Origin of the sequence: Sediminibacterium sp. TEGAF015 (genome assembly GCF_025997995.1) — a bacterium.
Classification (GTDB): Bacteria; Bacteroidota; Bacteroidia; order Chitinophagales; family Chitinophagaceae; genus Sediminibacterium.
This window is the reverse complement of record NZ_AP026683.1, coordinates 1,756,810-1,770,845: the sequence shown is the minus strand read 5'-3', so window position 1 is coordinate 1,770,845 and position 14,036 is coordinate 1,756,810. Positions and strand designations below refer to the sequence as shown.

The following is a 14,036-nucleotide window of genomic DNA, read 5'->3' as shown; positions in this document are numbered from 1 at the left end:
TAACGAAAATGTTTGCTATGACCGAGAAGACCAAATCCGTTGGCCATCCAAAAGGACTCTATGTATTGTTCGCAACTGAAATGTGGGAACGTTTTAACTACTATGGCATGCGCGCTATCCTGGTTTTGTTCATGACCAAGGCGCTGATGTTCGATAAAGTATTTGCTTCTAATTTATATGGCAGTTATACCGGCCTGATTTACCTGACTCCATTGGTGGGGGGGTATTTTGCCGACCGTTATTGGGGCAATAAACGCTCTATTTTGTTGGGGGGTATTGTAATGGCCATAGGAGAATTCATCCTGTTTTTTTGTGGTGCATTATACAATTCCAATCCGGATGCATCGGCCTGGCTCTTCTTTTCAGGTCTAGGTTTCATGATAGCGGGAAATGGATTTTTTAAACCGAATATTTCTTCTTTGGTTGGTCAATTGTATGCCAAGGGGGATACCAGAACTGATTCTGCTTATACGGTATTTTACATGGGAATTAATGTGGGCGGTGCTTTGGGGCCTTTTATTTGCGGCCTTGTAGGCGATACAGGCAATCCTGCCGATTTTAAGTGGGCTTTTTTGGCTGGGGGGATTGGAATGCTGCTGAGTGTAGTTACCCTGCAGTTTTTGCATAACAAATATGTATTGGATCCACAGGGAAAAGTGTTGGGATTGACTCCCGAAAATGCACCCGCCAAGTTTTTGAAACCAACATTCATATTGGGAACCTTAGGGGTATTTTCGCTGATTTGTATCGGTCTAATATATGTAGATGTAAAAGTATTTAGTTACTTGTTCTATTTGTTGATTGCAAGTATTCTACTCATTGCATTTATAGTCTTTTCCGACAAAACATTATCCGCATTGGAAAAGAAAAAAGTAGCTGTGATTTTCACAGTCTCTTTCTTTGTTATCTTTTTCTGGAGCGCTTTTGAACAGGCAGGTGCTTCGCTAACTTTTTTTGCCGAAGAGCAGACCAACCGAGACCTAGGTTTTTTTGTGGTGCCCGCCAGTTTCTTTCAATCTTTGAACTCCACTTTTGTAGTGATACTTGCGCCCATCTTTGCTTTTCTATGGTTGAAAATGGGTAAGCGGGAACCCTCTTCTCCTATGAAAATGGCACTGGGCTTATTTTTGCTGGCCTTGGGGTATTTGTGGATTGCTTTTGGTGTAAAAGATGTGCAGCCAGGAATTAAAGTAAGTATGATGTGGCTGACTGGCATGTACTTTATGCATACCAGCGGAGAACTTTGTTTGTCACCCATTGGATTGTCGCTCGTGAATAAACTAGCACCCATCAAATTTGCTTCTTTATTAATGGCTGTGTGGTTCACTGCAAATGCATTTGCCAATAAACTGGCCGGTGTATTGAGTGCTTTGTATCCTGATGGAAAAACTACTTATGTGTTAGGCTTTGCTATAACCAATTTATACGACTATTTCATGATGTTTGTGGTGATGGCAGGAACCGCTTCTTTGATCTTGTTTATCATTGCAAGCAAGTTGAAAAAAATGATGGATTAATTTAAAATACTTCCAATTATGTCGCAACCAACCAAGCAATTCAAACCCTTTGTGGCGCCTGAGTCGAATATGGCGGAATTAACCGTGAAGTCCATTTTAGTGGGTAGCTTATTCGGTGTTATTTTTGGCGCAGCTACTGTGTACCTGGCATTGAAAGCGGGTTTAACCGTATCTGCTTCTATTCCTATTGCGGTGATTGCCATCACCTTGGGTAGAAAGTTTTTAAAGACGACCATACTAGAAAATAATATCATTCAAACTACAGGTTCTGCAGGTGAAAGTATTGCAGCGGGTGTGGCATTTACCTTACCGGGATTTTTATTTTTATCGGCACCGGATAGTGCTTCGTATTTTAATTATCTCACGATTCTGATTCTTTCCATTGTTGGGGGATTATTGGGTACGCTGTTAATGGTGCCTTTGCGCAAAGCCTTAATTGTAAACGAACACGATAATCTTCCTTATCCTGAAGGAACAGCTTGTGGTGATGTTTTGAAAGCAGGAGAGAAGGGTGGTGATTTTGCCAAGACCGCTTTCTGGGGATTAGGTGTTGCTTTTGTATATGCGCTCTTACAAAAAGTATTGCATGTAATTGCAGAGACCCCTTATTATGCTACACAGCAAATCAATAAATTTTTTCCTTCTGCTAAAGTTAGTGGAGAAATTACGCCAGAGTACTTGGGCGTAGGGTATATCATTGGTCCAAAGATTGGTGGTGTATTGGTAGCAGGCGGTGTGTTGAGCTGGCTAGTATTTATTCCTTTGTTTTCTACATTGGTTCCACCCGATGTAATTGCAGCGCAATTGGTGAAACTAGGCTACTTGGCGGACCTTGCAGTAGCAGGCGGTAAGGGTGGATGGGATCCGGTTACACATACGTTTGCAGATTATTCTTCTGCTATTTATTATGCCTATATCAGACAAATTGGAGCGGGTACAGTAGCAGCAGGTGGTATTATCACCTTAATTAAAACCATTCCAACGATTGTTAAATCAGTGAAGGGTTCAGTAGCTTCTTTAAAGGCAGAAAACAGTGGAACAGCTGGAACTATTCTTAGAACTGATAGAGATTTGAGTTTGAAAGTAGTAGGTTGGGGCGCTGTTGGACTAATACTTTTAATTACCATTTTGCCACAAGTACCTGGCGATAGTGTTTTGCAAAAATTATTGATTGGGGTATTGGTAATTTTATTTGGTGCACTGTTTGTAACCGTCTCTTCTAGAATCGTTGGTTTGATTGGGTCTTCGAATAATCCCATCAGTGGTATGACCATTGCCACAGTTATGGGAACCAGTTTGATCTTCTTAAGTGTGGGCTGGACAGGTCAAAGTTTTGAACCGCTGGTCTTGGTTGTAGGCGGTATGATTTGTATTGCTGCTGCCAATGCGGGTGCTACTTCACAAGATTTAAAAAGCGGATACATTGTGGGTGCCACACCACGCAACCAACAGATTGCTTTGTTTGTGGGTGCCATTGTATCATCCATTGTCATTGGTTTGACTGTGAAATTTTTAGATAAGCCAAGTTCTGAAATGTTGAACCAGGGCATTAACCATGCCATAGGAACCGAGAAATATCCTGCACCACAAGCCACTTTAATGGCCACATTGATTAAAGGTATTCTTTCCCAAAACTTAGATTGGCAATATGTTTTTGCAGGGGTATTCTTAGCGGTTACTATGGAGCTCTGTGGTATAAAGTCCTTGAGCTTTGCAGTAGGAGCTTACCTGCCGTTGGCCACCACTTTGCCTATCTTTTTGGGCGGTGCTATCAGAGGTGTTGTAGAAGCCAAGCAAAAGAAAGCCAATGTGCAATTGAGTGCGGAAGAAGAAGAATTGGGAAAGGGCAATTTGTTTGCAACAGGCTTAGTTGCAGGAGGTGCTGTAGCTGGTGTGGTCATTGCATTTATTGCTGGCTCTTCGGGAGGGGAGAAATTCCTTGCCGCAGTGAGTCAGGAACACAATCTGGTACAGTTACTCTCTGAAAACGGCTATTTTATTCTCGGTACTTTATTCTTTGCTACTATGGCAGGAATACTTTACAAAGTAGCGACTAAAAAATAACCCGACTGCTTTAAACCTTTGTTTCGTTTAGCTATCTTACTGCAAATTCAGGCTATGAAATTTGCGAAGCCGTTCTGTGTTGGGATGGGTTTATTATTCCTTTTCGTGTTCACTGTTAGTGCGGCAGATCCAATCCCCTTTAAAAAATATGGCTATACACCGGCACAAGCCGCAGCCCGTTTATTGGATCGATTTAGTTTTGGTGCCAAACCCGGCCAGGTTGATGCGGTAGTGGCGATGGGCATTGACAACTGGTTTGAGCAACAACTGGAAGCCAATGAGCTCAATGTTTCATTGGATAAGCGATTGGCGAATTTCAAATCTTTGCAGCTGAATAATGATAGTATTGTAAATCGCTATTTGAATGCAGGACAAGTAATCCGATTGGCTACTCGCAACGGATTGCTCAACAGAGATTCCATACAGGCAGATCAAGCAGCATACAGGGCACAAGTAAGGCAATTGATGCAACAGCAAGGCTATTTGCCCATACAGGAATTGCATCGGGAACTGGTGGTGCAGAAAATATTGCGCGCTGCTTATAGCAACAATCAATTACAAGAAGTATTAACGGATTTTTGGTTCAATCATTTTAATGTTTCTGCTACCAAGAATCAGTGCCAGCAATTTATATATACTTACGAGCGAGACGCCATAAGACCGAATGTGCTAGGCAATTTCAAAGACCTATTATTAGCCACTGCGATGCATCCTGCAATGTTGGAGTATTTAGACAATGCCAGTAGTGTGAGTGTGCGCAATGCGCCAAGGTTGAATGCTAATGCCCCTAGAAATGCAAGAGGCTTAAATGAAAACTATGCACGCGAAGTAATGGAATTGCACACACTGGGCGTGGACGGTGGATATACGCAAGCAGATGTTACAGCGGTTGCAAGGGCGTTGACGGGTTGGACAGTTATGCCTCTGGCAAAAGATGGACCCGGAAGAAATTTATTGGAACGGTTGAATCCAGAACAATTGTCTCGGAGAGGATTTGTTATGCAAGGAGATTTTCTATTCAGAGCAGATCAACACGATAATGAAGCCAAAACTATCTTAAATAAAAATTTTTCTGCCAATGGCGGATACCAGGAAGGGGTAGATGTATTGACTATGTTGGCAGAACATCCTTCTACCGCGCAATTTATTTGTACCAAATTGGCTACCCGATTTGTGAGCGATACGCCTTCCGCTTCTTTGATTAAAAATATGGTGAAGACATTTCAGTCTACTGGTGGAAATATAAAAGCCGTTTTGCGCACTATGGTGCATGATCCTGCATTCTGGAAAAAAACGGCACCGCACGAAAAAGTGAAATCCCCTTTTGAATTGGTGATCAGTGCCGTAAGGGCTACCAATGCACAGATAATTCAGCCTTTTCAATTGTTTAACTGGTGTACTAAAATGGGACAACGTTTCTATTATTACCAGGCACCCACTGGATTTCCTGATAGAGCATCTTATTGGATCAATACAGGGTCTTTGTTGAATCGGATGAATTTTGGTTTGGCATTTGCTTCACAGAAAATTCCAGGAGTGCGAATGGATTTGGCAGCTCTAAATAATTATCATGAACCTGAAAGTGCCATTGATGCATTAACGGTGTATAGTAATCTATTGTTGCCGCAACGTGATCATACCGCCAATATCAAACGGTTAATTCCATTGGTAAACGACGAAGCAGTGGAGGAAAAAATAAATAAGGCAGCGGGAGCAGATTTATCAGCAACCAGTACCAACAAGCAAACTGAAAGCATGATAGATGTATCCAAAAGCAATACTGCGGAAGAAAAAATGATTTTAGATAAGGGAAATAAAACATTGCTTTCTCAAGTAGTAGGTATCATTATTGGTTCACCTGAATTTCAAAGAAAATAATATGAGCAGCAGAAGAGCTTTTATGCGATCAGGGGCTATGGCCCTTTTTGCCACCGGCATTGCTGGAGGAATTCCATCCTTTATTACGCGAGCTGCTGCAGCGGCTATGCCAGCTGCACCGTACAAGAGAAACAAAGTATTGGTTTGCATTTTTCAAAGAGGAGCCATGGATGGACTTATGGCTGTAACACCGTTTACCGATATGGAATTGAAAAAAGCAAGGCCAACCTTATTCATGGATCCTACCAATGGAGCTGGTAAATTATTTGATTTAGACGGACAGTTTGGATTGCATCCGAGCTTTGCATCTCTACAACCATTTTTTGCAGATAAAAGATTGGCCATTGCACATGGGGTAGGTAGCCCTAATAATACCCGCAGTCATTTTGATGCGCAGGACTATATGGAGTCGGGAACTCCTTTTAGCAAAAGCACTTCCAGTGGCTGGCTAAACAGAGCAGTTGGATTGATGGGCCATGATGCCAGCCCTTTCAGGGCGGTAAGCATTACTGGTGCATTGCCAAGAAGCTTGTATGGAAATGAAGATGCATTGGCGATTAGCAACCTGGAAGATTTTGCCTTGCAGACGAAGGGGAATCCGATGGCTGCAAATTTGACTGCAGGGTCTTTTGAAGAATTGTATGAACAAACCAGCAATCGTTTGTTAAACAGGGCAGGCAAGGAAAGTTTTGAAGCCATGAAAATGCTAAACCCGAACGATATTAAAAATTACAAACCTGTTACGGGTGTGGTATATCCCAATAGCCCATTGGGCAATTCATTAAGACAGATTGCCATGTTGATTAAAATGAATATTGGTTTAGAAGTAGCTTTTGCTGAAAGCGGGGGATGGGATACTCACTTTAATCAGGGCACCGTCAATGGCGTGTTCGCTCGCAATGTGCGAGACTTTAGTGATAGCATTGCTGCCTTCTGGAATGATATGAGTGCTTACCAAGACGATGTAACCCTGATGACCATGACCGAGTTTGGCAGAACCGTAGCACAAAACGGAACAGGGGGCACCGATCATGGAAGGGCCAGTTGTTCTTTTATTTTAGGCAATGATGTACAAGGCGGAAAAGTGTATCAACAAATAGGTTCACTCGCCAAAGATCAATTAGAAGACCAACGCGATTTACCTGTTACCACAGATTTTAGATCGGTATTTAGCGGAGTAGCCAACAAGCATTTAGGCATCAATAATAACGGTGTATTATTTCCTAAGTGGGAGGGGAAAGCGTTGGAGATTATTCTATAGTGCTCCATACCGTGTTTTCACGGTATTTTTTGTAGTAGCAATTCTCTATTGAAATAAAGTTTAGTATTGGTGAATATTATTCAAATCACCAATTACTTATGCGTCTATTTAAATTACCCCCCCTCATTTTTTCTCACTTTAGTATTGTTTTTATTTGCTAGTCTATTTTTCTCGGGTTGCAAAAAAACAGGAGATGTAATTAATCGTGAATTACCTGAGAACATTTCAAAACAAGAGTTGCTGCTTTGGATAAACAAATATCAAAAGTTGATGCCAAATGGACCAAAGCCAATCTTAGAGCAAACTCTAAAAACATATTACAAGGGTCAAATGATTTTGAAAATGCCATTGAGTAGCGGTGGTGGGAATCTTTATTTTACTAAGACAGATAAACTCTATGTTCAATTTATTAGAGTAGTTTCAATTGATAATCAGGTTGGTACACCTTTTACAGGTTTTTATGAGTTTATTGATATGGTTACATATGTGTACAAGAAGGTTGTTTTTAAACAAGGTATAAGGCAAGCCGAAGAAAAAAAAGAGAAAGCAAATGTTGATTTAATACAAAATACTTCTACAGTAAGGTCAACTGAGACCTGGCTTGGTGCCTTCCTTCGATGTTTAGTAAGTCATATTATTGCAGTACCTCGAAGAGATATTAATGGTAATTGGGGTTGCTTCGGATTGGACGGTAGTATATTTGTATTGGATCCAGAAGCGAGCGATGGAGGCGGCGCAGTAATTAGTATTGAAGGGGGAGCTGGCCCTGGAATTGATTGGTTCAATTGGTTTAATTCAATTAATTGGCCTGGCCTTCCTCCCTCTTATCCTGATGGCGGGGTTAATACAGGCGGTGATGGTTCATGGGCACCATTTATTGGAGATGGTGTGAATACTCCTTTAAATCCTCCAAATTCTGAGTTTCCTACTACTCTTAATTTGACATTTGATGAATTAGACAATATGTTCGGCAACTCTGAAGGTCAAGATGGGGAAATAATTAATAACCCTAATTTAATAGAATATGAGGAACCTGTTATTCAGAGACCTTTGCCCAAATTGAGTGACTGGTTAATATTTTTTCCTAAAATAAGTAATACACAAAAAATGGAAGCATGGCAGGTTTATGATCTAGTTGGTGGGTCACTTAAACGAAGTTTTGAAAGTGAACCAAAAATTTATGAAAATGCTTGTGCAGTTAGAGGTTCAAGAGCATTAAATTATTCAGACCCTAGTAAGCCAATTCCTATTCTGAAATATGGTAACCCGCCAATACAAATAACTCAAAAAGGGGCTGATCAAAAAAACTATATTCTCAATGCCGTAGCTTTTGAAAAATATATGATTGATGCATATGGAGATACTCCTATTCAATTAGTTGGGAATGCTGCAAATAATTTTTCTGAAGTGTTTAAATTACTTAAGGGGAAAAGCGGTATATACGTTATTATAAATAAAGATGTTTCCGCAAGTACAGGTGCCGGTTATTCTGGTCATGTTGATGCAATTATAAATGGCAGATGTATTACAAACTCTTATATAACTCCAAGAGGGGGCGTAAAATCAATCCGAATTTGGATATTAAATGATTAAATATGAAAATAGCTATCAAATATTTTTCGTCCTTAGTATTAGCTACTTTATTTTTAAGCTTTGGTTATTCTCAAGTAAAAGTAAAAATCGGTAACCATATTTATACAAAAAGAAAAGTGACTTATACAATTAAGGATGAGTTTGGTTTATATCTATACTCCACTTGTTATCAGTATTATTTAAATGATAAAAAATATATTATTACTCTACATGATTATACCAAAAGAAATGATACAATTTTTGAAAAAGGTGATTTAAAAATTGATTATAAAAATAGAATTATAAAACAAAAAGACATCCAGTTTTTTCAAAAGGCTCAAACGATAGATTCCTCAATTAGAATTTTCAAACAGAAAACGGACGGAAGCTTAATTTTGAAACGACTTTCATTATATAAAAACGGTGTTGAAATCAAGAGAACTGATTATTAATCTTGTAGATCTTAAACTTAGCTGATAAAGAAATACAAGCCTTACTACATTTGATTATTTTATGCGACAGGTTATTTTGTTGTTTTTTCTTTTAATAGCCTCTGTGTGTTCTGCTCAAAGAGACTCTGTAGAAATGTCTAATTTCTTGAACTTCTTAGTTAAAGATTACTTGCCAACCCAAGGCATATCCAAAATAAATAATAAAGTAAAGCCGAGAACATTTAGCAAGACCAACCTTTCTTATACGAATTGGTATTCAATTGTATTAAAAAATGATACAACAGTATTCAAAGTAGAGCAGGATAAAAATAATTTTTTTGACAAACTTTATGAAAATGCAGTTGAATTGAATTTCGCAAATTATATATCTGAAAGTTTCTTAGTGGATATAAGTTGCTTTTATAATAATGATACTATTCAATCACGCAATTTGAATGCCATTAGTAAATATCCTGATTTAGCTAGAAGTATGATTGAAATAACTGCTCCATATTTTTTTGAGGGTTATAATAAATGTGTAATTGTTAGTTATATCCACAATTATAGCCGACAAAATTCTAAACTATTTTATTTTAAAAAAGAGCAGGGAAAGTGGAGTTTACAAAAGCTTTTCTTTCCTGATTTTAACATCGATTATTAATCCGCTTCTTACATAATATTGAATCAAACCTTTTTTCACTTCACCACACTCAACCGATACTCCTGAATCAATGCAGGATTTTCAGGTGTGAGCGTAAAGAAGATTTTCAGTTTTCCTTTTTCTCCATTAATGATGAAGGATCCGCGCAGTTGATTCTCTGGTATTACTTCTTCAATTTTGGTGATTTTGCCAATGGTTTGAAAAGCAGCAGTGGCTTGCTTTACCAAGGAATCGGTATAGTAATCATCAAAAAAGTTTTCAGCAAAAATACCTGACTGTTTTGCGTTGATAAAATTAGGCAGCAGTTTTACCAATTCATTTTTTCGTTGCTGTAATACAGAAGAGACAGGTATTTGTCTGGGTTGTAAACCTGCTAGTTTAATAACGCTATCTAATACTTTCAAATTAATGGAGGCGGTTGGTGCATAGGTCACATTTGCCAATAATACTACACCTATGCCGTATTCGGGCATGATGCGCCAATTACTTCCAAATCCGGGCAATCCCCCACTATGTCCAACAAATACTTTGTTGTTGCAGTCTCTAAAAATATTCAGTCCATAACCATAGGAGGACACGGCTGGGCAGGCAATGCCATTGCCATAATTGAAATAAGGGTTCAAGGAAGCATATCTCCAGGGCTGGTGCATTTCGCGGATACTGCTTCTATTGATGATAATGTTTTCTGCATCATTTCTTGCCGGCCATGCTTGTTGGTGCAATGCCATGTATTTACTGAAGGATTCAACGGAGGTGATTAATCCCCCCATGGCCCCATAAATGCCGTCATGCAACAAAGCTTCTTCTTTGAATGAATCATTTACATACCGATAGCCTTTTGCCAATTGTGCTGTAGGCACTTTGCTGTATTCCCATGCAGCCTGCATGCCCAGCCTTTTAAAAAAATGCCTGTTGATATATTCGCTGTAAGGTAAGCCCGTTACTTTTTTAATGATTAAACCCAGCGTAGCAAACCCAACATTGCTGTATTCGTATTCTGTGCCATTTACATTCGAGAAGCTCAAATGCTTTTTGAATAATGCAATTAATTCTTCCTCTGTATCCGCCAATTGTCTGTCGCCCCAGGGATTGTCTTCTGGTAACCCTGTGGAGTGTGTGAGTAATTCTCTAATAGTTATTGGGGCTGCATCTTTGGTGAGTGCCTGGTTTTTTAATTCGGGAATATAATCGGCAACAGGATCGTCTAATTTTAATTTTCCTTCGTCTCTCAATTTAATGATGGCCATGGCTGTAACACTTTTGCTCATGGAAGCAATGCGGTACATGGTTCTGCTATTGGCCTTGGTTCCGTTGGCAATATCGTTGTATCCTTCACTGCCACTGATAATCAATTCCCCGTCTACCACTACGCCATATGAAAAGCTTGGGAAGTGATTGGCTTTTGCATAGTTGCTGTACATCGATTGAATCACAGGAGCCAGTGCTTTTACTTTTGCCACTCTTTCTTTGTCTGCAAAAAAAGGAGGCTGGTAGTTTGCATTGGGATTTTCTTGCGCTAAAGCAATGATTACACTACAATAAGTGAGTAGGCATGCAACCATTTTTTTTAATATCGATGGCATAGAATGGAATTAATAATTGAGCAATTTCTGAACGCTTTCCTCTAAGCGACTCTTGGCCATATAGTTTTTCTCCAATTCCAAATTGAATGGAATTGGTGTATCCAACGAGGCGCAACGCAAGACTGGCGCATCCAATAATTCAAAACAATGTTCACTAATCCAGGCACTGATTTCTCCACCAATGCCTCCTACTAAATTGTCTTCGTGTAAAATCAATACTTTACCTGTTTGTGCAACTGCAGCTTTAATGGCACTATAGTCTAGTGGAGCTAAGGTTCTCAGGTCTACAATATGGATGGAGATTGCTGGATTCGCTTCGTGGTATTCTAAAGCCCAATGCACTCCTGCTCCATAAGTGATAATGCTGATATCGTCTCCTTCTTTAATGGTTGCTGCTTTCCCAATTTCTACTTCATAATAAGCTTGTGGTAATTTTCCACTAATGCTTCTGTAGAGTGCTTTGTGTTCAAAAAATAGAACAGGGTTGGGGTCGTTGATGGCAGCAATCATTAATCCCTTTGCATCATGTGGATTAGATGGATATACTACTTTTAGCCCGGGCACATGCGTAAACCAGGCTTCGTTGCTTTGTGAATGAAAAGGTCCTGCGCCTACACCACCGCCCGTTGGCATTCGAACCACCACATCTGCATTTTGTCCCCAGCGATAATGAATCTTAGCTAAATTATTTACGATTTGATTAAAGCCAACGGTAACGAAATCAGCAAACTGCATTTCCATCACGGTTTTAAATCCCTCCAGACTCATCCCCAAACAGGCACCCACAATAGCACTTTCACAAAGAGGTGTGTTGCGTACCCTAGCTTTGCCATATTTTTCTACAAACCCTTCTGTTATTTTAAACGCGCCTCCATATTCTGCAATGTCTTGACCCATCAATACAAGATTTGCATGTTTTTCCATGCTCATGTCTAAACCTTCGGAAATGGCATCAATCAATCGGGCTTCGCGGGTATGTTCAATGTTGGTTTCAGCAATACTATCGAGTACAACACGATCTGATGAAACGGGGACAGGGGCAAATACATCAGCAATTTCTTCTGCTGTATCTACTACCATTTCAGCAGCAGTAAATGCATCGGCTAATTCGGTCTCAATGTATTGCTTAAACTCATTTCTGATATCTGCTACATTCATTTCTGTTAGCAACTGCGATTGAATCAAAAACTGTTCGTATTTTTTTACGGGATCTTTGTGTCCCCATTCTTCAAACAATTCTTTGGGAACATATTTGGTGCCACTGGCTTCTTCGTGCCCACGCATTCTGAATGTCATGCATTCAATGAAATAGGGCTTCTTATTTTTAATACAATATTCTCTTACCCCCTTGATGGTATTGTAAACAGTTAATATATTATTGCCATCAATGCGAATACCCTCCATGCCATAGCCCTTGGCTTTGTCTACCAATTGCTCGCACTTGTATTGTTCGTTTACAGGTGTACTCAATCCATAACCATTGTTTTCAATGATGAATATTACGGGTAAATTCCAAACAGCTGCTACATTCAATGCTTCATGAAAATCTCCTTCACTAGTTCCGCCATCTCCGGAAAACGCAACAGAAGCTTTGGCTTCGTTTTTAAGTGTGTAAGCCAATGCAACGCCATCGGCAATAGCCAGCTGCGGTCCTAAGTGAGAAATCATCCCGCAAATATGATAGGGTTTGGCCCCGAAGTGAAAGCTTCGCTCCCTCCCTTTGCTATACCCATCTTTGTTGCCCTGCCATTGTCTGAATAATTTATTCAATGGCATATGCCTTGAAGTGAACACGCCCAGGTTTCTGTGCAGCGGCATAATCCATTCGTCGTTGGCCATGGCCAATGTAGTACCCACTGCAATGGCTTCCTGTCCAATCCCACTAAACCATTTACTGATTTTTCCCTGGCGCAACAACACCAACATTTTCTCTTCGATCATACGGGGCAATAACAAATTGCGGTACAGATGCACTAATTCTTCGTTGCTAAATCCTTCGCGATTAAAATCCATGGCGTATAGTCATTATTAGGCTATAAAGTTAACCCTTATTGTGGAGCTTCCCGAATGAAAAAAGCCCCGAAAATCTTCGGGGCTCAGTAATATTTTTATTAAATTTTTGAGAAGAAAAAACGTAGACGAATGATTAATCTCTACTGCTTAATTTGCTCAATAATTTCAGCATTTCAATGTACAACCAAACGATGGTGACCATTAGTCCGAAAGCACCATACCATTCCATGAATTTAGGCGCACCTCTTTCTGCTCCCTGCTCAATCATATCAAAGTCCATAATCAGGTTTAAAGCTGCAATAGCTACTACAAATAAGCTGATACCAATGCTTAATAAGCTGCTATCGTACATAAAGCTAACGTTCACCCCAAAAAGACGAAGCACCATGGTAATCAAATAAAAAATACCGATGCCCAACGTGGCCGTGAAAACGATGGATTTAAAGCGTTCAGTGGCATTGATCACCCTGAAATTATATAACAAGAACATAGCCAGGGCTACGCCAAATGTTAAACCTACTGCCTGCATAATTAAACCTGGATATGACTCGGCAAAAGCGGCGTTCATGATGGCCGAAATAGCACCAATGAACAAACCTTCTAATAATGCATATAAAGGCGCCAAAAACGGAGCCCAATTGGGTTTAAAAGTAATAGCCAATGCAGAAATCAAACCTCCAATAATACCAACCCACATTAAAGTGGTCATGGTATCTTGCTTTAGTTGTTCGTACAAATTCCAGTTATACGCTGCCCCTGCAATCAACATCAGCATCATGAATCCGAACTTATTGATAGATCCTCTTACGGTCATGGTGCCCATATTTCCGGCCGCCATCTCGTAGCTCTTATCAAACATTTTCTCTGTAAGGGTAGGGTTACCCGATTTAAAAATTGCCATAGTGAAATTTTTTCTGTTTCAAATCTACTATAAACAAATTTCATTCCAAGGGGTTGAAAGTGGGCTTTAACAAGTTATAAACCTTGTTTTGTTTACGAAAATGGCAATAATTGCACAAAAGATGCCGAAAGGACAGTTTGGATGCCCTCCAAAAA

Annotated in this window: 10 protein-coding genes; 7 read left to right on the top strand and 3 right to left on the bottom strand. The window is 39.7% G+C overall.

Annotated elements, in window-relative coordinates; genetic code table 11:
* The first annotated feature begins 17 nt into the window (after nt 1-17).
* The 7 genes from TEGAF0_RS08025 to TEGAF0_RS07995 all read left to right on the top strand — a co-directional run bounded on the left by TEGAF0_RS08025 (nt 18) and on the right by TEGAF0_RS07995 (nt 9,384).
* Nucleotides 18-1,517, top strand: coding sequence for a peptide MFS transporter (locus TEGAF0_RS08025; RefSeq protein WP_264897574.1), 1,500 nt, complete (start codon nt 18-20; stop codon nt 1,515-1,517).
* A gap of 18 nt (nt 1,518-1,535) precedes the next feature.
* Nucleotides 1,536-3,581, top strand: a complete 2,046-nt coding sequence (locus TEGAF0_RS08020; protein ID WP_264897572.1) for an OPT family oligopeptide transporter — start codon at nt 1,536-1,538, stop codon at nt 3,579-3,581.
* A gap of 54 nt (nt 3,582-3,635) precedes the next feature.
* Nucleotides 3,636-5,459 carry a DUF1800 domain-containing protein gene (locus TEGAF0_RS08015; RefSeq protein ID WP_264897570.1) on the top strand — a complete coding sequence of 608 codons (1,824 nt, stop codon included), beginning with the start codon at nt 3,636-3,638 and terminating at the stop codon, nt 5,457-5,459.
* 1 nt (nt 5,460) lies between these two features.
* Complete coding sequence (locus TEGAF0_RS08010) at nt 5,461-6,720, top strand: DUF1501 domain-containing protein (protein ID WP_264897568.1); 1,260 nt, start codon at nt 5,461-5,463, stop codon at nt 6,718-6,720.
* Nucleotides 6,721-6,789: 69 nt separating this feature from the next.
* A complete protein-coding gene (locus TEGAF0_RS08005) occupies nt 6,790-8,313 on the top strand; it encodes a type VI secretion system amidase effector protein Tae4 (protein ID WP_264901228.1) in 1,524 nt (507 codons plus the stop codon).
* Between the two features lie 2 nt (nt 8,314-8,315).
* Nucleotides 8,316-8,744 carry a hypothetical protein gene (locus TEGAF0_RS08000; protein WP_264897566.1) on the top strand — a complete coding sequence of 143 codons (429 nt, stop codon included), beginning with the start codon at nt 8,316-8,318 and terminating at the stop codon, nt 8,742-8,744.
* 61 nt (nt 8,745-8,805) lie between these two features.
* Nucleotides 8,806-9,384, top strand: a complete 579-nt coding sequence (locus TEGAF0_RS07995; protein WP_264897565.1) for a hypothetical protein — start codon at nt 8,806-8,808, stop codon at nt 9,382-9,384.
* Between the two features lie 35 nt (nt 9,385-9,419).
* Here the strand turns inward: TEGAF0_RS07995 and TEGAF0_RS07990 are convergent, their stop codons facing one another.
* The 3 genes from TEGAF0_RS07990 to TEGAF0_RS07980 all read right to left on the bottom strand — a co-directional run bounded on the left by TEGAF0_RS07990 (nt 9,420) and on the right by TEGAF0_RS07980 (nt 13,881).
* Nucleotides 9,420-10,967, bottom strand: a complete 1,548-nt coding sequence (locus tag TEGAF0_RS07990; RefSeq protein ID WP_264897564.1) for a serine hydrolase domain-containing protein — start codon at nt 10,965-10,967, stop codon at nt 9,420-9,422.
* Nucleotides 10,968-10,976: 9 nt separating this feature from the next.
* The gene (locus TEGAF0_RS07985) at nt 10,977-12,980 is read right to left on the bottom strand and encodes an alpha-ketoacid dehydrogenase subunit alpha/beta (protein ID WP_264897562.1); all 2,004 of its coding nucleotides are present in this window, start codon (nt 12,978-12,980) and stop codon (nt 10,977-10,979) included.
* 133 nt (nt 12,981-13,113) lie between these two features.
* Nucleotides 13,114-13,881, bottom strand: a complete 768-nt coding sequence (locus tag TEGAF0_RS07980; protein WP_264897560.1) for a Bax inhibitor-1/YccA family protein — start codon at nt 13,879-13,881, stop codon at nt 13,114-13,116.
* Between the last annotated feature and the right edge of the window lie 155 nt (nt 13,882-14,036).